Here is a 20086-nt window from a genome sequence, read left to right on the forward strand (position 1 = left end):
ACGGAGCCTGCCGACATGCACGATGACCGCACCCTCGTCGAGTCCCGTCTCAAGCGCGTCCTCGACGAGCGCATCCGCCCGGCGATCCACCCCGAGTCCGTCCCCCTGGAGGTCGGCATCTGGACGGCGCCCGGCGAGCCCGTCCCGGTCGCCGAGGGCCTGGCCGCACCCCGCACCCCGATCGCCGTCGGCGAGGCCTGGGGCGCGCCGTGGGGCACCAGCTGGATCACCGTGACCGGCACCGTGCCCGAGGCCTGGGCCGGGCGGACGGTCGAGGCGCTGATCGACCTCGGCTTCGACGCCAACATGCCCGGGTTCCAGTGCGAGGGCCTGGTCTACCGCCCGGACGGCACCCCGGTGAAGGGCCTCAACCCGCAGAACCAGTGGGTGCGGATCGCCGCCCCGGCGGCCGGCGGCGAGCGGGTCGAACTGCACGTCGAGGCGGCGTCCAACCCGGTCATCCTGGACTACCACCCCTTCCTGCCCACCACCCTGGGCGACAAGGAGACCGCCGGCGACCGGCCGCAGTACAAGCTGGAGCGGATGGACCTCGCGGTCTTCGACGAGACGGTCTGGCAGCTCGTCATGGACCTGGAGGTGCTCGGCGAGCTGATGGCGGAGCTGCCGGTCGACGGCGCCCGCCGCTGGGACGTGCTGCGCGCCGTCGAGCGGGCGCTCGACGCCGTCGACCTCCAGGACGTCAACGGCACGGCTGCCGCGGCCCGTTCGCACCTCGCCGAGGTACTGGCGGCGCCCGCCGTGCCGTCCGCGCACCGGATCAGCGCGGTCGGCCACGCGCACATCGACTCGGCCTGGCTGTGGCCGCTGCGCGAGACGGTCCGCAAGGTCGCCCGGACCACCGCCAACATGACGGCGCTGCTGGAGGACGAACCGGACTTCGTCTACACCATGTCCCAGGCGCAGCAGTTCGCCTGGATCAAGGAGCACCGGCCCGAGGTGTACGCCCGGGTCAAGAAGGCCGTCGCGGAGGGCCGGTTCGTGCCGGCCGGCGGCATGTGGGTGGAGTCCGACACCAACATGCCGAGCTCGGAGGCGATGGCCCGCCAGTTCGTCCACGGCAAGCGCTTCTTCCTGGAGGAGTTCGGGGTCGACAACCAGGAGGCCTGGCTGCCCGACACCTTCGGCTTCACCGGCGGGCTGCCGCAGATCATCCGCAACGCGGGCTCCAAGTGGCTGCTGACGCAGAAGATCTCGTGGAGCCAGGTGAACAAGTTCCCGCACCACACCTTCCAGTGGGAGGGCATCGACGGCACCCGGATCTTCACGCACTTCCCGCCCGTGGACACCTACAACTGCTCGATGAAGGGCAGCGAGATCGCGCACGCCGCGCGGAACTTCAAGGACAAGGGCGTGGCCCGGCACTCGATCGCGCCGACCGGCTGGGGCGACGGCGGCGGCGGCACGACCCGCGAGATGATCGCCAAGGCGGCCCGGCTGCGCGACCTGGAGGGCTCGGCCACCGTGGTCTGGGAGCGGCCCGCCGAGTTCTTCGAGAAGGCGCAGGCCGAGTACCCGCAGCCGCCGGTCTGGGTCGGCGAGCTGTACCTGGAGCTGCACCGGGCCACCCTGACCAGCCAGGCCAGGACCAAGCAGGGCAACCGCCGCAGCGAGAACCTGCTCCGCGAGGCCGAACTGTGGTGCGCCACCGCCGCGCTGCGCACCGGGCTGGCGTACCCGTACGAGGAGCTCGACCGGATCTGGAAGACGGTGCTGCTGCACCAGTTCCACGACATCCTGCCGGGTTCGTCGATCGCCTGGGTGCACCGCGAGGCGGAGCAGACCTACGCGGGCGTCGCCGCGGAGCTGGACGCGCTGATCGACCGGGCGCAGCAGGCCCTGGCCGGGGACGCGGCGGGCGGGCGCGAGCTGGTCTTCAACGCGGCGCCGCACACCCGCTCGGCGGTGCCGGCGGGCGGGGCCGCGCCGGCCGGTCCCGCGGTGCGGGACTGCGTGGTGACGGCCCGGCCGCAGGGCGGGTTCGTGCTCGGCAACGGGCTGCTGGACGTCACCGTGGACGGCGACGGCCTGGTGGTCTCGGTGGTCGACCTGGCGGACGGCCGGGAGACCGTCGCGCCGGGCGCCCGGGCGAACCTGCTCCAGCTGCACCCCGACTTCCCGAACATGTGGGACGCCTGGGACGTCGACCAGTTCTACCGCAACACCGTCACCGACCTGACGGCGGCGGACGAGGTCGCGGTGGCGGCCTCCTCGGCCGACGCGGTGGCGGTGCGGGTGGCGCGGTCCTTCGGCTCGTCCACGGTCGTCCAGACGCTGACGCTGCGCGCGGGCGCCAAGCGCCTCGACATCGACACCGAGGTGGACTGGCACGAGACGGAGAAGTTCCTCAAGGCCGCCTTCCCGCTGGACGTGCACACCGAGCGGTACGCCGCCGAGACGCAGTTCGGCCACCTGTACCGGCCGACCCACACCAACACCAGCTGGGAGGCGGCCAAGTTCGAGGCGTGCAACCACCGCTTCGTGCACCTGGACGAGCCCGGCTGGGGCGTCGCGCTGGTCACCGCCTCGACGTACGGGCACGACGTGACCCGCACGGTGCGGGAGCAGGACGGCGGGACCACCACGACGGTCCGGTTCTCGCTGCTGCGCGCGCCGCGTTTCCCCGACCCGCAGACCGACCAGGGCCTGCACCGGTTCCGGCACGCGCTGGTGCCGGGCGCGGCGATCGGCGACGCCGTCCGCGAGGGCTACCGGATCAGCCTGCCCGAGCGGCGGGTCACCGGCAGCGCCGCGTCGGTCCCGCCGCTGGTGGCGGTGGACAACGACGCCCTGGTGGTCAGCGCCGTCAAGCTGGCCGACGACGGCAGCGGGGACCTGGTCGTGCGGGTGTACGAGGCGCACGGGGGCCGCGCCCGGGGCCGGCTCGTGCTGTCCTTCCCGCTGGCCGGCGCGGTACCGTGCGACCTGCTGGAGCGGCCGTGGGACGGCACGCGCGGCGAGGTCGTGGCGGCCGAGGACGGCGTCGAGCTCGGACTTCGGCAGTTCGAGCTGGTCACCCTGCGGCTGACCCCCGGCGGCGCGGGCGCCTGACGTCGCCGCCCCCCGTCCGTCGTGCGGCGCCCCGGGCTCCCCGGGGCGCCGCGTCCCGTCCCCACTCCCTCCCCCTCTGGAGTCCCCCTCGATGACCGTGTCCTCCTCCCCGCTGTTCGCCGCCGTCGACATCGGCGGCACCAAGATCGCCGGGGCACTCGTCGACGACCGCGGGGAGCTTCGGCACCGCCTCCAACTTCCCACCCCGGCGAAGGAGTCGGCGGAGGCGGTGGCCGCCGTGGTGCACCGGGTGCTCGACCGGCTCGCGGCACAGCCGGACTGGGCGGAGGTGGGCGCGGTCGGCATCGGCAGCGCCGGGCCGGTGGACCTGGCGCACGGCACCGTCAGCCCGGTGAACATCCCCGGGTGGCGCGCCTTCCCGCTGACCGCCTCGGTCGCCGCGCACCCGGCCGTGGCGCACCGGATCCCGGTCGCCCTGGCCGGGGACGGGGTCGCCATGGCGGCCGCCGAGCACTGGCGCGGCGCGGCGCGCGGCGCGGACAACGCGCTCTGCCTGGTCGTCTCCACCGGGGTCGGCGCCGGGCTGGTCCTGGACGGCGCGGTGCGGCCCGGCCCGAGCGGCAACGCCGGCCACCTCGGCCACATCTGCGTGGACCTGGACGGCGAGCCCTGCCCGTGCGGCTCGCGCGGCTGCCTGGAGGGCATCGCCAGCGGGACGGCGATCGCCCGGTACGCCCTCGACCGGGGCTGGCGGCCCGCCGGCGCCGACGCCTCGGCCCGCGCCGTCGCGGCGGACGCGCTGGCCGGCGACCCGGTCGCGCTCGCGGCGTACGACCGGGCGGCCCAGGCCCTGGCCGCCGGGATCGCCGCCACCGCCGCCCTGGTCGACCTCGACCGGGTCGTCATCGGCGGCGGCGTCGCCGAGTCGGGCGCGGCGCTGTTCACCCCGCTCGACCGCCACCTCGACCGGTACGCGGCACTGCCGTACATCCGCGGACTGGACGTCCGGCGCGCCGAACTCGGCACCGACGCGGGCCTGATCGGCGCGGCGGCCATCGCGGCCACCGGCCCCGGACGCTGAGGGAGCGGCATGCCGATACCCGACCGGTCCCCCTTCGCCCGGCTCGCCAACCCCGTCCGCGACTACGCCTGGGGCTCCGTCACGGCCATCCCCGGGCTCACCGGCGACGCGCCCACCGGCGCCCCGCAGGCCGAGCTGTGGATGGGCGCCCACCCGTCGGCGCCGTCCGCGGTCGTCGCCTTCGACGACGACGGCCCGGTCCCGCTCGACCGGCGGATCGCCGACGACCCCGAGGGCGAGCTCGGACCGGACACCGTGCGGCGGTTCGGCCCGCAGCTGCCCTTCCTGTTCAAGGTCCTCGCGGCCGAGCGGGCGCTCTCCCTCCAGGTCCACCCCACCCTGGCGCAGGCCCGGGCGGGCTTCGCCGCGGAGGAGGCCCGCGGCATCCCGCTGGACGCTGCGCACCGGACCTTCAAGGACCCGGGCCACAAGCCCGAACTGATCTGCGCCCTCGGGGACTTCGAGGCCCTCTGCGGCTTCCGCCGGACGGCGGAGACGGCCCGGCTGCTGGAGGAGCTGGCCGTCCCGCTGCTGGCACCCTGGGCCCAGGCGCTGCGCCACCGGCCCGCCGAGGAGGTGCTGCCCGCGATGCTGCGGCACGTGCTGGACGACGTCCGCCCCGCACCGGCCGACCTGGCCGAGGTCGCCGCGGCGCTGCGGCGGACGGCCGAGGGCGGCGGACCGTTCGCCCCGGCGTGCGCCGCGTACGCGCGCGCCGCCCGCGACTACCCCGGTGACCCGGGCCTGGTCGCGGCGCTGCTGCTCAACCACGTCCGGCTGCGGGCCGGCCAGGCGCTGTTCCTCGACGCGGGTGTGCCGCACGCCTATCTGCACGGCCTGGGCGTCGAGTTGATGGCCAACTCGGACAACGTGCTGCGCTGCGGCCTCACCGCCAAGCACATCGACGTGGACGGGCTGCTGGCGGTGACGGCCTTCCGGCCGGCCGAGCCGCAGCTGCTCACCGCCGTGCCGGCCACCGCCCTGCCGGCCACCGCCGGTAGTACGTGGTCCGCGGTCACGGACTGCGGGGTCGCGGACTGCACGCTCGGAGCCCCCGGGACCGGGGAGTCCGGGCTCGGGGAGGCCGCGATCGAGGAGTGCTTCGCCTCGCCCGCCGAGGAGTTCCGGCTCTCCCGGCTGCGGCCCACCGACGCCCCGGCCCGCGTCGACCTCCCCGGCCCGCAGATCCTGCTCTGCACCGCGGGCCGGGCCCGGCTGGGCTCCGACCGGGGCCACACCCTCGACCTGCGCCGGGGCGAGTCGGCGTACCTGCGCCCCTCCGCCGGACCCGTCCGGCTGACCGGGCCCGGCGCGGAGCTGTTCCGCGCCACCACCGGCGGGTGAGCCGGCGCGGCCGCATCGGGCAATCCCCGCCCGGGCGACCGCATCGAACGGCTCCGTCGAACGACTGTGTCGAGCGCCTGCGACTGGCGGCCGCGGAAGCGGCTCCTGGCTCGGGGCGGGACCGGTCGGGCGGCCCCGCCCCGCTCTCCTTCACCCGGCCGCGGCGGCCGGCCGCGACCGGGGCGTCGGCGCCGGAATCCGTCCGGTCAGCGCGCCGAGGCGCGGCAGCGTCTGCGCGCACGGTGGGCCGGGGCCGGCGGCTTGCCACGCGCGGCCTTCACCGGCACCCGCAGCGGCGGGGCCGAGGACAACGGCTCGACCGACCCCTCTCTCGGCTCCCTCGGCAGAAACGTCGAGAGAAACCGCCGCTCGGTCTGGCTGAGTTTGCGGGAACGCCCGGATTCGCGATCCCGGGCGACGACCACGGTGCGCGCCCGCATATAGGTCAGCGGATCACGGCAGACATTCACCACGACATGGGCCGAACTGCGCCCCAGCTGCTCCACCGTCAACCGCACCAGCAGCGGCTCCGGCTGGTGGTGCAACTGCTCCAGGTAATCGATCTCATGACGGGCGATCAGGAATCCGGACGGAAAAAGGGATTCCCGGACGGCCTCCGCATGGTGGCAGAACAGGTCGTAAATCCCCTCCTGGACGTAGGAGACCAGCCGGGCGTTGTTGATGTGCCCGTTCTCGTCGACGTCGCTCCAGCGGGTGGGGCAGGTCAGGACGTGCGCGTTCGAGTGCGGCGCGCTCACCGCTTCTTCAGCCCGGAGTCGCCCATCCCGGCGGCTGCCGCAACGGGCAGCAGCGCCCGCTGCAACCGGGCGTAGTAGACGGCGTGTTCGGACGCCATCCGGGCCGCGGTCCAACCCTCCTCCGCGGCCTCGGCGGCGGCCTGCACGACCAGGCTGTCGAGCACCCCGTCGACGGCCCGGCAGAGCTCGGCGACCGCCGCCAGGCGCTCGGGGACATCGGCCCCCATGGCCCCGCCCCGGGCCGGGAACGCCGCGAGCGAGTCCACAGCGAGCTGCAGATCGTCGGCGGTGCCCGGCCGGATTTCCGAAAGGCAATTGCGCACGTTTTTCTCCCGAAACAGATACGGCATGGTCAGGTGTGTTCGAATTGACCAGAGCGGTTCGTACCCCCCGGCGCTACGGACGCTATCCCAGCGCGGGCGGCGGGCCGAATGTTTGGGGAAGCCCGCGGGAAACTGACCACCATTGGAGTAGTTTGCCGGGGCATAAAATCTGCCGCATCATCCGAATGCCTTCGGGCGGGGCCCGGCGGCGGCCGTCAGGCCTCCTGGTCGGCCCCCTGCACGGTCTCCTGGTCGGCCTTCTGCGCGGCGGCCTCCTGGTCGGTCTCCTGGCCGGCCTTCTGCGCGGGCAGCAGCTCCGCCTCCTCGCCGACGGTCCGCACCTCACGGGCGGTGAGCAGCCAGCGGCCGTCCTCGGTGCGCACGAAGCTGTCGTGGTAGCGGCCGACGACGTAGACCTGGTAGCCGCCGCCCTCGGCCAGGCCGAGGAAGGTGTAGTGGGTGATGCCGGTCGCCGTGCCGGCCACCGGGTCGACGTCGATGCCCGGCTCGCTCAGGAAGTGGGAGCCGCGCCAGTCCGACCAGAAGGCCTCGCGCTGGGCGTCGGCGATCGCCCGGATCTCCGCGCGGCCGCGGGCGACCGTCCCGTGCGCGGTGAACACGGCGTCCTCGACGTAGCCCTCGATCCAGTCGTCCAGCTGGTCGGTGTCCCGCAGGTGCGCCTGGCGGGAGAGCAGGCGGCGGATCGCGACCACGTCCTCGGCGGTCCGGTCGCTGACGGTGGTGTCGCTCATGGTGCGGTCTCCCTGCGGGCGTCGTGGATATGACGGACGGACAGTTCCGTTCGGCCGAAGCCATGTTGGCAGCGGAGACCGCCCGTCGACATCCGAGGAATTACCTACGCCGGCTACCTACCCGCCCGCCACGTGCGGAATTTAGCGCCGGTTTGGCGCTCGGCGGCAGACTGCCGTTGACAGCGGCCCCCCGGTCTGCCCTGCGCCGTCCCCCACCCCCGACGGCGCGGCGGAGCGCCCGCCTCCCCCGGGGCCGTTCACCATCACACCTCTCTCGCGCTGGAGTTCCCCGTGCCCATCACCGCGCCGCAGCAGCACGCCGCCGACCGCCTCCCCCCGAGACCGCACCGCAGCCGCGCCCGCGTGCTGGGGCCGGTGGCCCTGGCGGCCGCCGTCCTGGTGGCGACGGCCGCGTGCGGGTCGTCCGGGTCCGGCGGGGGTGCGGCCGGGGCGGCCGCGAGCGGCAGTACCCCGGTGGACGGCGGCACCCTGCGGTTCGCGGCGGAGGTCGAGCCGGACTGCCTCGACCCCGCGGTGAGCCCGGCGGACATCACCGGCGTGGTGGACCGGAACATCTTCGACTCGCTCGTCCGGCTCGACTCCGCCGGGAAGTTCCACCCCTGGCTGGCCAGCAGCTGGGAGGTGGCGCCGGACGGCCTGACGTACACCTTCCACCTGCGCTCCGGCGTCACCTTCCACGACGGCACCCCGCTGGACGCGGCCGCCGTCAAGGCCACCCTGGAGCACGCCGTCAACCCGGCCACCAAGTCGCTCTACGCGGCAGGCCTGTTGGAGGGCTTCACCGGGGCCACCGCCCCCGACCCGGCCACGGTCGTGCTCACCCTCGCCAAGCCCAGGGCCGCCCTGCTGCAGGCGCTCAGCACCCCGTACCTGGGCATCCAGTCCCCCAAGTCGCTCACCGACAACGCCGCGGACCTGTGCCGCAAGCCGGTCGGCTCGGGCCCGTTCTCCTTCGTCTCCTGGGAGAAGAACAGCAGCCTGACCCTCAAGCGCAACACCGGCTACGGCTGGGGACCGGAGGGCGCTGCGCACACCGGGGCGGCGCACCTGGAGAAGCTGGTCTTCCAGATCGTCCCCGAGGAGTCCGTCCGCCAGGGGCAGTTGAGGAGCGGCCAGATCGAGGTCGCCGGGAACACCTCCCCGGCGAAGATCGCCGACCTGAAGGCCGCCAAGGGCTTCCAGGTGCTCCAGCAGGAGGCGCCGGGCCAGGTCTACGCCCTGTTCCTCAACCCGGTGACCGGCGTCCTGGCCGACGAGAAGGTGCGCACCGCGCTCGCCCGCTCGCTCCAGCTCGACGCGCTGGTCAAGTCCGTCTACCACGACACCCGCCGGCGCGCCCAGGGCCCGCTCGGCCCGACCACCGTCCACTACGACAAGTCCGTCGAGGGCACCTCGCCCTACGACCCGGCCGCCGCCGGCAAGCTGCTCGACGAGGCGGGCTGGACCGCCCGCGACGCCGACGGCTACCGCACCAAGGACGGCAAGCGGCTCACCGTCACCTGGCCGACCTCGGCCTACCTGGCCCGGGACAACCGCGACCTGCTCGCCCAGGGCATCCAGGCCGACGCCAAGAAGGCCGGCATCGACCTGCAGTACCTCAACCAGGACCCGGGCACCTTCGCCAAGAGCGCGGTGGGCGGCACCGCCGACATCCTCGGCTTCAGCTTCGTCCGCCCCGAGGCCGACATCCTGCGGCACTACTTCGGCTCCGCCTCCACCGCGGCCGGCGGCGGCTCCAACCTGTTCAAGATCTCCGACCCGCAGCTGGACGGCTGGCTCGACCAGGGCGCCGCCAGCAGCGACCCTGCGGTCCGCGGCAAGGCGTACGCGCAGGCGCAGAAGTACATCGTCGACCACACCCTGGAGATCCCGCTCTACGTGCCGGTCACCGCGCTCGGCGCCACCTCCCGGGCCCAGGGCATCGGCTTCGACGCGGCCGCCTTCCCGCAGTTCTACGACGCCTGGCTGGCGGCGAAGTGAGCCGAGGCCCCGGCGGTTCGCCACCGCGGCGCTGGCTGCCGGGCCGCCGGGTGCTGCGCCACTGGGTGGTGCGGCGCCTGGCGCTGGCCGTCGTGGTGGTCCTCGGCGCGGCCACCGCCGCCTTCGCCGGGCTCTGGCTGGCGCCCGGCGACCCGGTCCAGCTGATCGTCGGCAGCCACGAGGTCACCCCGGAGACCGCCGCCCGGGTGCGCGCCGACCTCGGCCTCGACGAGCCGCTGATCGTCCAGTACGGCCGGTTCCTGCTCCGCCTGCTGCACGGCGACCTCGGCCAGTCCTACCAGCTGTCGCAACCCGTCTCGGAGCTGCTCGGCGGACAGGCCGGGGCGACGGTCGCCCTCGCCCTCACCGGGTTCCTGCTGGCCGCGCTCGGCTCCGTGCTGCTGGCCGTCGCCACCGCCGGCCGGCGGCCGCTGCTGCGCCGCGCCTCCTCCGCCGTCGAACTGGTGCTCAGCTCCACGCCCGCGTTCTGGGCGGGGATCGTGCTGCTGACGCTGTTCTCCTTCCAGTGGCAGCTGTTCCCGGCCGTGGACGGCGGCGGACTGGACGGCTTGGTGCTGCCCGGCGTGACGCTGGCGCTGCCGATGCTCGGCGTGTTCACCCAGGTCCTGCGCGAGTCGATGGAGCGCTCGCTGGAGGAGCCGTACGCGCTCAGCGCCCGGGCCCGCGGCTCCGGCGAGACGGCGCTGCGGCTGCGGCACTCGCTGCGGCACACCCTCGTACCGCTGCTGACGCTCTCCGGGTGGACGGTCGGCTCGCTGCTCAGCGGCGCCGTCGTGGTGGAGACCGTCTTCAGCCGCCAGGGCATCGGCCGGATCGCCGCCTCCGCCATCTCGACCCGCGACCTGCCGGTGGTCACCGGCGTGGTGGTGGTCTCGGCCGTCGTGTTCACCCTGGTCAACCTGCTGGTCGACGTGCTCTACGCGGTCGCCGACCCCCGGCTCAAGGAGGCCTCCGGATGACCCTGCCCGCCGTCGTACCCGTCCGCAGGACCCTGCGCGCCGTCCCGCTCGGACCGGCCCTCGCCTGGACGGTGCTGGCCCTGCTCGCGGTGGCCGCGCTCTGGCCCGGCCTGCTCGCCGGACAGCCGCCGAACGCCGTCGACCCGATCAACGCGCTCACCCCACCCGGCGGCGAACACCTGCTGGGCACCGACCAGTTGGGCCGCGACGTGTACAGCCGGCTGGTGCACGGCACCCGCGACTCGCTCACCGTCGGCCTCGGCGCCACCGGGATCGCCCTCGGCGCGGGCTCGCTGCTCGGCGTCCTGGCCGCGATGGCGCGGGGCGTCGTCGACGAGGTCCTGATGCGGCTGACCGACATCCTGCTGGCCTTCCCCGGCCTGCTGCTCGCCCTGCTGGTGATCGCCCTGCTCGGCCCCGGCACCGGTCACGCCACGCTGGCGATCGGCCTCTCCGCCCTGCCGGGCTTCGTCCGGCTCGCCCGGGCCCAGGCCCTGGTGGTCGGCCGGGCCGACTACGTGCACAGCGCCGTCGGCTTCGGCCAGCGCCGCTGGGCCGCCCACCTGCGGCACGTGGTGCCCAACGCGCTGCCGCCGCTGGTGGTCTTCGCCACGCTCGGCATCGCCGGCGCGGTGATCGCCGGCTCCTCGCTCAGCTTCCTCGGCCTCGGCCCGCAGCCGCCGGACCCGGAGTGGGGCTCGATGCTCGCCGAGGGGCGCGGGCAGTTCGAGGACGCCTGGGCGCTCGCCCTCGGCCCCGGGGTGGCCGTGCTGCTGACGGCCGCCGCGCTGACCGTCGTGGGACGGGACCTGCAACGCCGCCTGGAGGGAAGGAACGGCCATGGCCGTCACTGAGCAGGACACCGCGCCACCGGCCGCCACGGCCGAGGACGCCCCGGGACCGGTGCTCGTCGCCGAGAACCTGCGGGTGGCCTTCGGCCGCGGCCGCGCCGAGGAGGTCGTCCGGGGCGTCGGCTTCGCCCTGCACCCCGGCCGCTGCCTCGCCGTGGTCGGCGAGTCCGGCTCCGGGAAGTCCGTCACCGCGCGGACCCTGCTCGGCCTCACCGGCCCCGGCGCCACCGTCCGCGCCGACCGGCTGGAACTGGACGGCCTCGACCTCACCGCGCTCGACGACCGCGGCTGGCGCGACGTCCGGGGCCGCCGGGTCGGCCTCGTCCTCCAGGACGCCCTGGTGTCCCTCGACCCGCTGCGCCGGATCGGCTCCGAGGTGACGGAGGTGCTGGCCAACCACCGCCTGGTCGCCTCGGCGCAGCGCCCGGACCGGGCCGTCGAACTGCTCGCCCAGGCGGGCGTCCCCGAACCGGAGGTCCGGGCCCGGCAGTACCCGCACGAGCTGTCCGGCGGGCAGCGCCAGCGCGCGCTGATCGCCTCCGCCGTCGCCGCCGACCCGGCCGTCCTGGTCGCCGACGAGCCGACCACCGCGCTGGACGTCACCGTGCAGGCCAGGATCCTGGACCTGCTCGCGCAGAAGAAGGCCGAGGGCGCCGCGCTCCTGCTGATCAGCCACGACCTGTCGGTGGTGGCCCGGCTGGCGGACCGGATCGCGGTGATGTTCGGCGGCGTCTTCGTCGAGGAGGGCCCGGCCGAGCAGGTGCTGCGCTCCCCCGCCCACCCGTACACCCGGGAGCTGCTGGCCGCCGTCCCCGGCAGGCACCCGCGCGGCACCCGGCTCTCGCTGCGCCCGCGTGACCTGCCGGTGGTGGCGGTCGGCGGCGAGGGCTGCCGGTACGCGGTGCACTGCCCGCTGGCGGAGGACGCCTGCCGGGAGGCCGCGCCGCCCGCGGTGGCACTGCCCGGCGACCGGGTGATCCGCTGCCTGCGGCCGGAGGAGCCGTGGCCGGCCCCCGCCGCCCGGACGGCGGGCGGTCCCGCGGACGGGTCCGCGGACGGGTCGGCCGACAGGTCGGCCGGCCCGGGGAAGACGGTGCTGGCCGCCGAAGGCCTCGTCAAGTCCTACCGGCGGCCGGACGGGACGCTGCACCGGGCGGTGCGCGGCGTCTCGCTGGAGCTGCGGGCGGGGGAGGTGCTCGGGGTGCTCGGCGAGTCCGGCTCCGGCAAGACCACGGTGGCGCTGATGGCCATGGGCCGGCTGCGCCCGGACGCCGGGACGGTCACCCTGCTGGGCGAGCCCTGGCCCGGCGGCCCCGGCGACCGGCGGCGGGTTCAGCTCGTCCAGCAGGACACGCTGAGCGCCTTCGACCCGCGCTGGACGGTCGAGCGGCTGGTCGGCGAGGCCCTCGGCGCGCCCGGGCGGCGGGCGGCGCGGCGCCGCCGGGCGGAGATCGCCGAGGCGCTGCGGCTGGTCGGCCTCGGCCCGGACCTGCTCGGGCGCCGGCCGCGCGAGCTGTCCGGCGGCCAGCGCCAGCGGGTCGCGATCGCGCGGGCGCTGGCGGTCGAGCCGGAGGTGCTGGTCTGCGACGAGCCGGTCTCGGCGCTGGACGTCTCGGTCCAGGCCCAGGTGCTCGACCTGCTCGCCGAGGTGCGCGAGCGGACGGGCGTCTCGGTCCTCTTCATCTCGCACGACCTCGGGGTGATCCGGCACACCAGTGACCGGGTGCTGGTGATGAAGGACGGCGAGGTGGTGGAGGAGGGCGCGGTGGAGCGGCTGTTCGCCGACCCGCGGCACCCGTACACCCGGCAGCTGCTCGCGGCGCTGCCGGACTGACCCGGGCTGCCCGTCGCTCACCGGACCGACCCGGGCTCACCGGCCGGAGCGGCCCGTCCACCAGCGCGCCTTGTAGAGGTGCGCACCGGTCAGCAGGCGGGTGCCCTCCGGGCGGTGGAGGGTCAGCGCGGAGGTGCACCAGGTGCAGGGCCCGGCGTGGTCGGGGGCGGTGGTGAGCAGGCGGCCGGTGCCGGGCTCGTCGCCGATGCTCTTGATGTCCCGCGCGGCGCCCTCGGTGGCGAACCGGACGGGGTCGAACCGGTCCGCCGCCGGGTCGAACCGCCACAGGTGCGCGGCCGTGCTCACCCAGAACCGGCCGGGCGCGGCCAGCACCGGCGCCAGGTCGTGGCCGCCGTCCTCCGGCAGCGGGACGGTCCGGACGGGCGTGAGTACCGGCGCGGCCGCCGTGCCGCCCACCCGCAGGGCGGTCAGCACGCGGTCGCCGAGGGCCCAGAGCAGCCCGGTGCGCCCGTCCCAGTGCACGCCGTGCGCGCCGGGGAGCGGGTAGGCGGCGTGGGCGGTGCTGCGCGGTCCCTGCGAGGCGGTGTAGAGCCGGATCCAGCCGCCGCCGCTGGCGGCGACCGCCACGTTGCCGTCCGGGAGCAGCTCCAGGCTGTGCGGGTTGGCGCCGCTCCCGGTGTCGGCCGCCCAGTACGGCGTGCCGGTCGCGGTGTCCACCACGGCCGCCAGGCCGCCGGAGGCGGTGGTCAGCAGGTAGCGGCGGCCCTGGCGGACCCGGCTCTTGGCCTCGTCCGGCATCGACCAGCTCCGGGCGGGTTCGAGGTCCGCCAGCCCGGGCTCCCGGTCCGCGCTCCAGGACCACACCACCGGGAGGCGGTCCGGCCCCTGGTAGCGCATCAGCTCCCCCGCGCTCTGCAGGACGAGGATCCGGCGGGACGCCTGGTCCACCACGACCACCGGTCCCCCCGGCCGGGCGGCCTGCGCCACGCCCGTCGCCCCCGTCGCCCCCGTCGCCCCCGTCGCTCCGCCAAGCATGAGTACGACCAGGCCGACCAGAACGGATCTCCGCCTTCGCACCACGACCACCCCTCCGCCCGTCAGGCCCTGCCACCGGCACGGCCGCCCGCTCCACCGTGCGGTGCGGCGGGCGGTCGTGCCAGTGGGCGGAGCCGGACGGGCGGAGCGGTCGCGGGGCGCACGGGTGCGCGCCGGGCCCGTCCCGGCCTGCGTCACCGACCGGCCTGCGTCACCGACCGGCCAGGGTCACCGGCCGGCCAGGGTCACCGGCCGGAGATCCGGTCCGCGAGGAGGGCGAGCGGCGAGGTGGTGGCACGGCCGCCCGCCTCCTGGCGGTCGGCCGCGTGGTAGACGGCGTACAGGGCGTGCACGCCGAGCCAGCGCAGCGGCTCCGGCTCCCAGCGGCGGACGGTGTGGCCGACCCAGGGCAGCCGGGTGAGCTCGGTGTCCCGGCCGAGGACGAGGTCGCGCAGGGTGCGGCCGGCCAGGTTGGCGGTGGTGACCCCGCTGCCGACGTAGCCGCCCGCCCAGCCGAGGCCGGTGGCCCGGTCGAGCTCCACGGTCGCGCACCAGTCCCGGGGCACCCCGAGGACGCCGGCCCAGGCGTGGTCGATCCGCGCACCGGCGGCGCCCGGGAAGAAGCGGTCCAGGATCTCGCGCAGCTGGCGGACGGTGGCCTGCTGGGTGGTGCCGTCGGAGTCGGTGCGCGAGCCGTAGCGGTACGGGACCCCGCGCCCGCCGAGGGCGATCCGGTCGTCGGCGGTGCGCTGGGCGTACATGTAGGCGTGCGCGAAGTCGCCCAGCACCTCCCGGCCGGCCCAGCCGGTCTCCGCCCAGAACGAGGCCGGCAGCGGTTCGGTGGCGATCATGGCCGAGTTCATCGGCAGCCAGGTCCGCTTCTCGCCGCGCAGCCCCGCGGTGAAGCCCTCGGTCGCCCGCAGCACGTGGTCGGCGGTGATGGTCCCGTACGGGGTGACGGCCCGCGGGCGCCGGCCGGGCGCGCCGGGGAGGATCTCGGTGACCGGCGTCCCCTCGTGGATCCGCACCCCGAGCGCCGCCACCACCCGGGCCAGGCCCTGGGCCAGCTTCGCGGGCTGGATCCGGGCCCCGTACCTGGTCCAGGTGCCGCCGAGCGCCCCGGCCACGCGGATCCGGTCGGCGGTCTGCGCGGCCGACAGCAGTTCGACCCGCTCCGCCCCGAAGCCCTGCTCCGTCGCCGCGAACTCCCGCAGCCGCAGCAGCTGCGCCGGCGTCCGGGCCACCTCCAGCACCCCGCCCTGGACGAGGTCCGCGTCGATGCCCTCGGCGGCGGCGGTACCGGCCACCTCGCCGACCGCCTCGTCCATCACCCGCTGCATCGCGGCGGCCCGCTCCCGCCCGTGGCGGCGGGCGAACGCGCTCCGCCCGGCGAACCCGTTGTACAGCCAGCCGCCGTTGCGCCCGGACGCCCCGTACCCGCAGAACCGCCCCTCCAGCAGGGCCACCCGCAGGCCGGGGTCCGCCTTCTTCAGGTAGTAGGCGGTCCAGAGTCCGGTGTAGCCACCGCCGACGATGCAGACGTCGACGTCCAGGTCCCCCGTCGGCGCCGGTCGGGGGTCCGGCAGCCCGGTCCGGGCGTACCAGAAGGAGACCCCACCGTTGACGGCCGGAAGCTCGCTGCGGCTCACCGGAATCTCCCTTCGCTCCATGACCTGCCAGGACGCTATCCGCCGTCCCGAACGGCGGACCACGGACACAGTGCCAGGAACCGCCCACCCGCCGCTGCACCCTGTCAGGGCGCCCCGCCCCCGCCGCCACCGGCCGGGCCGGGGCGCCCGGACAGGCCCTGAGGCCGGGTCTAGTGCCGCGTCAGGCAACCTTCGCCCCGTTGCGACGCCCGGCACGCACTCTCGCCGCACCGGCCGAAAGCCCAAGTACGTCCAGTACGAGGGCTTCCGGCCGGCACGCCGATAGCACGCACCGGACGCCGCTCCTTGACGGGCAAAAGTTGCCTGACGCAGCACTAGCCGATCGTCGAGCCGGTGACGGGCTCCGAGATCGGGATCGTCTGGCCGGCGAGGCCGGTCTTGACGAACTGCCAGGTAAGCCCGTTGATGACGCCCTGGCCCAGCGGGGCGAGCTTGGCGAAGGCCGGCTGGCTGAGGTCGATGTGGGTGGAGTCGCAGGACGGACACTGGTCCCTGACCGGCACGGTGACGGTCTTGCCCTTGTAGCTGACCTTGACCGAAATGCCCTTGCAGACCGGGTCGTTGTTGGGGTTGGCGGTGGTCCACCAGGTGTGCGAGACGGCCACCAGCAGCTGGGTGGCGGCGTTGATCTGCGTACCGCAGGCGCCGAATCCGGCGTCGTTGTAGTAGGTCGCCTTGCCGGTCATCGGCTTGTTGACCGGTATCGCGGCGGCGGCGGTGCCCGCGCCCAGGGCGAGGAGTGCGGCAGCGACGAGCGGGGCTCCGGCCAGGATGGTGAGGTGCTTGGCGACTCGCATGGTTCCCTCCGGTTCGGTGCGGCTGACAGGACCGGGAACGGGTCGGCGCCGATGCCAAGTAGCAGTCGGCGCCCGATAGTTCGAGTAGGACCGGACCCGCCCGGAGCCGCAACGTACGCCAGGACCGTCCATGGGGTCCAGACCTTTGATGTGTTGTCATGAACACAAGGCAGGAAACTTTACCAATGCCGCCAAAGGTTGGACCATACGTGACCGCACGGGACGGCGCGGCGTTGACAGACCACGTCCCGCACCCTCCCGGAGGCCCCATGCGCACCATGCTCCGCACCGCCCTCACCGCCGCGGTCCTCGGCGCCGCCCTGCTCCCCGCCACCGGCGCCGCCGCCCACCCGGCGCCCAGGGCCGCGAACCAGGGCTACAGCATCCCTGTCGGCGGGATCACCGACCTCGGCGCGCTGCCGGTGCTCGGCTCCCTCGGGAACGACTTCGCCCGCCTGCTCGGCCAGTAGGCCGGCCCACCGCCGCGGGAGGCGGCCCGGCTTACGCGATGGCTTAGGGCAGATTTAGCCGACCGACCCAGGCTGAGGGTGCCGGATCCCCGCCACGCCCCCGGCGGGGGATCCGGCGGGCATCCGGCGCCCCCTGCTCGACCGGGCCGGCCAGGTCGAGCGGCCGACCCGGTCGGGCGGCCGGATGCCACGTCCTGTTCCCGCAGCAGAGAGGCCCGGTCGTGGCACTCCCCGCACGCCCCGCACCCGCCGACGCCCGCGACGTCCGCGACGTCCGCGTCCTGTCGGTCGGCACCGCCCTCCCGGGCGCGCCCGTGGACAACCTGGCGCTGGCCCGGCGGTTCGGCCAGAGCGAGCAGTGGGCCGAGTGGGTGGACGTCTTCGTCGGCACCCGCACCCGGCACCTCGCGCTGGACCTCGAACGCGGCACGCTCACCCACTCCCTGGCCGACCTCGCCACCACCGCGGCCGCCCGGGCACTGGCCGAGGCGGGCCTGGCCGCCGGGGACGTCGACGCCCTCGTCCTGGGCACCGCGACGCCCGACCTGCTGATGCCCGGCACCGTCAACATCGTCGCCGACCGGCTCGGCCTCGACCAGGTACCGACCTTCCAGCTCCAGTCCGGCTGCACCGGCGCGTTCCAGGCCATCGCCCTCGGCCGCCAGCTGCTCCTGACCGGCGAGCACCACACCGTGCTGGTCATCGGCGGCGACGTCTGCTCCCGGGCCTTCGACCTCGCCGCCGACGTCTCCGCCCTGCCGCCCGAACAGCTGGTCAACGCCATGCTGTTCGGCGACGGCGCGGGCGCGGTCGTGCTCTCCACCGCCCCGGTCCCCGGCGCGCCGGTGGTCCGGGACGTCTTCACCCGGCTGGTCGGCCTCGGCCAGGCCCCCGGCCAGACCCTCGCCTGGTTCGGCCCCAACGACCGCGACGCCGGCACGCCCGCCGTCAGCGAGGACTACAAGGCCATCGAGGCCCGGGTGCCCGTGCTCGCCGAGGAGATCTACCGGGAGCTGCTGGAGCGCCTGGACTGGAAGCCCGACGGGCTCGACTACCTGCTGCCGCCCCAGCTCTCCGGCCGGATGACCCGCCGGATCAGCGAACTGCTCGGCAACACCTCGGCCGCCGAGATCAGCGTGGTCACCAGCACCGGAAACAACGGAAACGGCCTGCCCTTCCTCCAGTTGGAGCAGCTCCTGCCGCAACTCGCCACCGGTGAAAGGGCCCTGGCGATCGCGGTGGAGTCCAGCAAGTGGATCAAGGCCGGCTTCGCCCTCGAAGGAGCCTGAGCAGATGACGTCCATACCCCCCAGCGCCGGCCCGCAGGTCGGCCCGCCCGCCCGGCAGCGGCGGCACACCCTCTACTTCCTGGACGAGATCCGCTCGTTCGCCCCGGTGCACCTGGACACCGAGGTCGACATGACCAGGGTCCTCGCCCACCGGGCGGCCGCCCGCGCCGACGGCACCCGGTACTCGCTGGTCTCCTACGTCCTGCTGGCCGCAGGCCGCACGCTCGCCCGGCACCCGGAGGCCAACGCGGCGGTCCGCGGGCGGCTGCGCCCCCGGGTCGCCCGCTATCCCTCGGTGGCCGGAAAGCTCGTCCTGGACCGGCGGTTGGACGGGCAGCGGGTGGTGCTCGCCACCGTCGTCCCCCGCCTGGAGCAGGCCGAACTCGCCACCGTCCAGGACCAGATCGACCAGTACCGGGGTGAAGACGCCTCCGAGCGGCCCGAGTTCGGTCCGGTCCGCGCCCTGCACAAGCTCCACCCACTGCTCGGCCTGCTCGCCTACCGGGCCAGTGTGCGACCGCTGCGGCGCCGGGCCGAGCGGATCGGCACCTTCGCCGTCAGCTCGCTCGGCCACGCCCCGGTGGACGGCTTCCACTCGGTCGGCGGCACCACGGTGACGATCGGCGTCGGCCGGGTCGCGGACCGGGTGGTCGCCCGCGAGGGCCGGCCGGCGGTGGCCCCCGTCCTGCGGCTCAACCTCACCTTCGACCACCGGGTGATCGACGGCGCCGAGGCCGCCGAGGTGCTCGGCGGGATCAAGGAGGCGCTGGAGGAGTACCCGGCGTACGAGGCCGTCGGCGCCGGGAGCGCGGTGGCGGCCCGGTGAACGACGTCGGCGAGCTCAAGCAGTACATCGAGGTGCACGCCCGCGCCCAGCGCATCCCCGACACCGAGCGGCGGCTGATCCTCGACCGGATCCACGACGACGGCGACGGCGACGGCTCCTGGGCCCGGGAGTGGGTCCGGGCCGGCGAGCAGGCCGAGAAGGCGGGCCAACTCCAGGCCGCCGTCCGGCACTTCACCACCGCCCGCTTCCCGTACGTGGACGGCCCGGCCCGACAGGAGGCCACCGACCGGGCCGCCGCCGCCTTCGAGCGGTGGCGGCAGGCGGAGGCATCCGTCATCGAACCGCTCACGGTGGACACCCCGGCCGGCACCGTCCGCGCCTGGACCGCCGGGCTCTCCGCCCGCGACCCCAAGCCGCTGCTGCTGTTCTCCGGCGGCATCGTCAGCACCAAGGAGCAGTGGGCGCCGGTCCTGCTGCAGGTCGCCCGGCTCGGCATGGCCGGGCTGGTCACCGAACTCCCCGGCATCGGCGGCAACACCCTCGTCTACGGACCCGACAGCCACCGGCTGTTCCCGGCCCTGCTGGACGCCGTCGCCGACCGCGCCCGGACGGCGCAGAGCTACGCCGTGGCGCTCAGCTTCAGCGGGCACCTCGCACTGCGCGCCGCCCTCGACGACCGGCGGCTGCGCGGCATCGTGACCGCCGGAGCGCCGCTCCACCACTTCTTCACCGACGAGGCCTGGCAGCGGCAGCTGCCCCGGATCACCGTCGACACCCTCGCCCACCTCTCCGCCGTCGAGCCCGCCGACCTGGGCCCGCACATCCGCGACTGGGCGCTGAGCGAGGACGAACTGGCCGCCCTCGACATCCCGCTCGCCTACCTGGTCAGCGGGCGCGACGAGATCGTGCCCGCCGGGGAGGTGGCGCTGCTGCGCCGACAGGTCCGGCGGCTCTCCCTGCTGGTCAACGACGACGTCCACGGCTCGCCCCGGCACGCCGCGGAGACGCCGCTCTGGGCGGTGCTCTCGATCCTGCGGATGCGCGGCGTCCGCGATCCGCGGCGCGCGCTGTTCGGCGCGCTGTGGCGGCTGGCCCGGCTGCGCGCCCGCCGGGCGGGCTGAGC

17 protein-coding genes are annotated in these 20086 nt (G+C 75.1%); 11 read left to right on the forward strand and 6 right to left on the reverse strand.

The window, feature by feature from the left end:
* The first annotated feature begins 15 nt into the window (after nt 1–15).
* The 3 genes from ACFVVX_RS25605 (at nt 16) to manA (ending at nt 5455) form a co-directional block, all read left to right on the forward strand.
* Entirely contained in the window at nt 16–3069 is a 3054-nt protein-coding gene (locus ACFVVX_RS25605; protein WP_387948961.1) for an alpha-mannosidase, read from the forward strand.
* 91 nt (nt 3070–3160) lie between these two features.
* On the forward strand, nt 3161–4111 hold the full coding sequence (locus ACFVVX_RS25610; protein ID WP_387948962.1) for an ROK family protein: 951 nt from the start codon (nt 3161–3163) through the stop codon (nt 4109–4111).
* A 9-nt stretch (nt 4112–4120) separates the two neighbouring features.
* Nucleotides 4121–5455 carry a mannose-6-phosphate isomerase, class I gene (gene manA, locus ACFVVX_RS25615; protein ID WP_387948963.1) on the forward strand — a complete coding sequence of 445 codons (1335 nt, stop codon included), beginning with the start codon at nt 4121–4123 and terminating at the stop codon, nt 5453–5455.
* Between the two features lie 206 nt (nt 5456–5661).
* Here the strand turns inward: manA and ACFVVX_RS25620 are convergent, their stop codons facing one another.
* The 3 genes from ACFVVX_RS25620 to ACFVVX_RS25630 all read right to left on the reverse strand — a co-directional run bounded on the left by ACFVVX_RS25620 (nt 5662) and on the right by ACFVVX_RS25630 (nt 7288).
* Complete coding sequence (locus tag ACFVVX_RS25620; protein ID WP_387948964.1) at nt 5662–6213, reverse strand: acyl-CoA thioesterase; 552 nt, start codon at nt 6211–6213, stop codon at nt 5662–5664.
* On the reverse strand, nt 6210–6563 hold the full coding sequence (locus ACFVVX_RS25625; RefSeq protein WP_387948965.1) for a hypothetical protein: 354 nt from the start codon (nt 6561–6563) through the stop codon (nt 6210–6212). The genes ACFVVX_RS25620 and ACFVVX_RS25625 overlap by 4 nt, the downstream gene beginning before the upstream one ends.
* Nucleotides 6564–6751: 188 nt before the next feature.
* Nucleotides 6752–7288, reverse strand: coding sequence for a nuclear transport factor 2 family protein (locus tag ACFVVX_RS25630; RefSeq protein WP_387948966.1), 537 nt, complete (start codon nt 7286–7288; stop codon nt 6752–6754).
* 291 nt (nt 7289–7579) lie between these two features.
* Between ACFVVX_RS25630 and ACFVVX_RS25635 the strand changes: the two genes are divergently transcribed.
* From ACFVVX_RS25635 to ACFVVX_RS25650, 4 genes are read left to right on the forward strand one after another with little or no spacing between them, the layout of a single operon-like run.
* Nucleotides 7580–9289 (forward strand): ABC transporter substrate-binding protein, encoded by a 1710-nt coding sequence (locus ACFVVX_RS25635; RefSeq protein WP_387948967.1) that lies wholly within the window; start codon nt 7580–7582, stop codon nt 9287–9289.
* Complete coding sequence (locus tag ACFVVX_RS25640) at nt 9286–10269, forward strand: ABC transporter permease (protein WP_387948968.1); 984 nt, start codon at nt 9286–9288, stop codon at nt 10267–10269. Before ACFVVX_RS25635 ends, ACFVVX_RS25640 begins: the two co-directional genes overlap by 4 nt.
* Nucleotides 10266–11123, forward strand: coding sequence for an ABC transporter permease (locus ACFVVX_RS25645; protein WP_387948969.1), 858 nt, complete (start codon nt 10266–10268; stop codon nt 11121–11123). The genes ACFVVX_RS25640 and ACFVVX_RS25645 overlap by 4 nt, the downstream gene beginning before the upstream one ends.
* Complete coding sequence (locus ACFVVX_RS25650) at nt 11110–12954, forward strand: dipeptide ABC transporter ATP-binding protein (protein WP_387948970.1); 1845 nt, start codon at nt 11110–11112, stop codon at nt 12952–12954. Before ACFVVX_RS25645 ends, ACFVVX_RS25650 begins: the two co-directional genes overlap by 14 nt.
* Before the next feature lie 36 nt (nt 12955–12990).
* Here ACFVVX_RS25650 and ACFVVX_RS25655 read toward each other — a convergent pair whose 3' ends face one another.
* The 3 genes from ACFVVX_RS25655 to ACFVVX_RS25665 all read right to left on the reverse strand — a co-directional run bounded on the left by ACFVVX_RS25655 (nt 12991) and on the right by ACFVVX_RS25665 (nt 16417).
* Nucleotides 12991–13902: a DUF6528 family protein gene (locus ACFVVX_RS25655; RefSeq protein WP_387948971.1), complete on the reverse strand. Its 912-nt coding sequence runs from the start codon at nt 13900–13902 to the stop codon at nt 12991–12993.
* Between the two features lie 293 nt (nt 13903–14195).
* A complete protein-coding gene (locus ACFVVX_RS25660; RefSeq protein ID WP_387948972.1) occupies nt 14196–15620 on the reverse strand; it encodes an NAD(P)/FAD-dependent oxidoreductase in 1425 nt (474 codons plus the stop codon).
* Between the two features lie 314 nt (nt 15621–15934).
* Nucleotides 15935–16417 carry a cysteine/serine endopeptidase inhibitor gene (locus tag ACFVVX_RS25665; RefSeq protein WP_387948973.1) on the reverse strand — a complete coding sequence of 161 codons (483 nt, stop codon included), beginning with the start codon at nt 16415–16417 and terminating at the stop codon, nt 15935–15937.
* A 269-nt stretch (nt 16418–16686) separates the two neighbouring features.
* Between ACFVVX_RS25665 and ACFVVX_RS25670 the strand changes: the two genes are divergently transcribed.
* The 4 genes from ACFVVX_RS25670 (at nt 16687) to ACFVVX_RS25685 (ending at nt 20084) form a co-directional block, all read left to right on the forward strand.
* Complete coding sequence (locus tag ACFVVX_RS25670; RefSeq protein ID WP_387948974.1) at nt 16687–16887, forward strand: hypothetical protein; 201 nt, start codon at nt 16687–16689, stop codon at nt 16885–16887.
* Between the two features lie 221 nt (nt 16888–17108).
* Nucleotides 17109–18176 carry a 3-oxoacyl-ACP synthase III family protein gene (locus tag ACFVVX_RS25675; protein ID WP_387948975.1) on the forward strand — a complete coding sequence of 356 codons (1068 nt, stop codon included), beginning with the start codon at nt 17109–17111 and terminating at the stop codon, nt 18174–18176.
* 4 nt (nt 18177–18180) lie between these two features.
* Nucleotides 18181–19002 carry a 2-oxo acid dehydrogenase subunit E2 gene (locus ACFVVX_RS25680; protein ID WP_387948976.1) on the forward strand — a complete coding sequence of 274 codons (822 nt, stop codon included), beginning with the start codon at nt 18181–18183 and terminating at the stop codon, nt 19000–19002.
* Nucleotides 18999–20084, forward strand: coding sequence for an alpha/beta hydrolase (locus ACFVVX_RS25685; protein ID WP_387948977.1), 1086 nt, complete (start codon nt 18999–19001; stop codon nt 20082–20084). The genes ACFVVX_RS25680 and ACFVVX_RS25685 overlap by 4 nt, the downstream gene beginning before the upstream one ends.
* Nucleotides 20085–20086 lie beyond the last annotated feature (2 nt).

This window comes from Kitasatospora sp. NPDC058170 (genome assembly GCF_042883905.1).
Lineage (GTDB): Bacteria > Actinomycetota > Actinomycetes > Streptomycetales > Streptomycetaceae > Kitasatospora.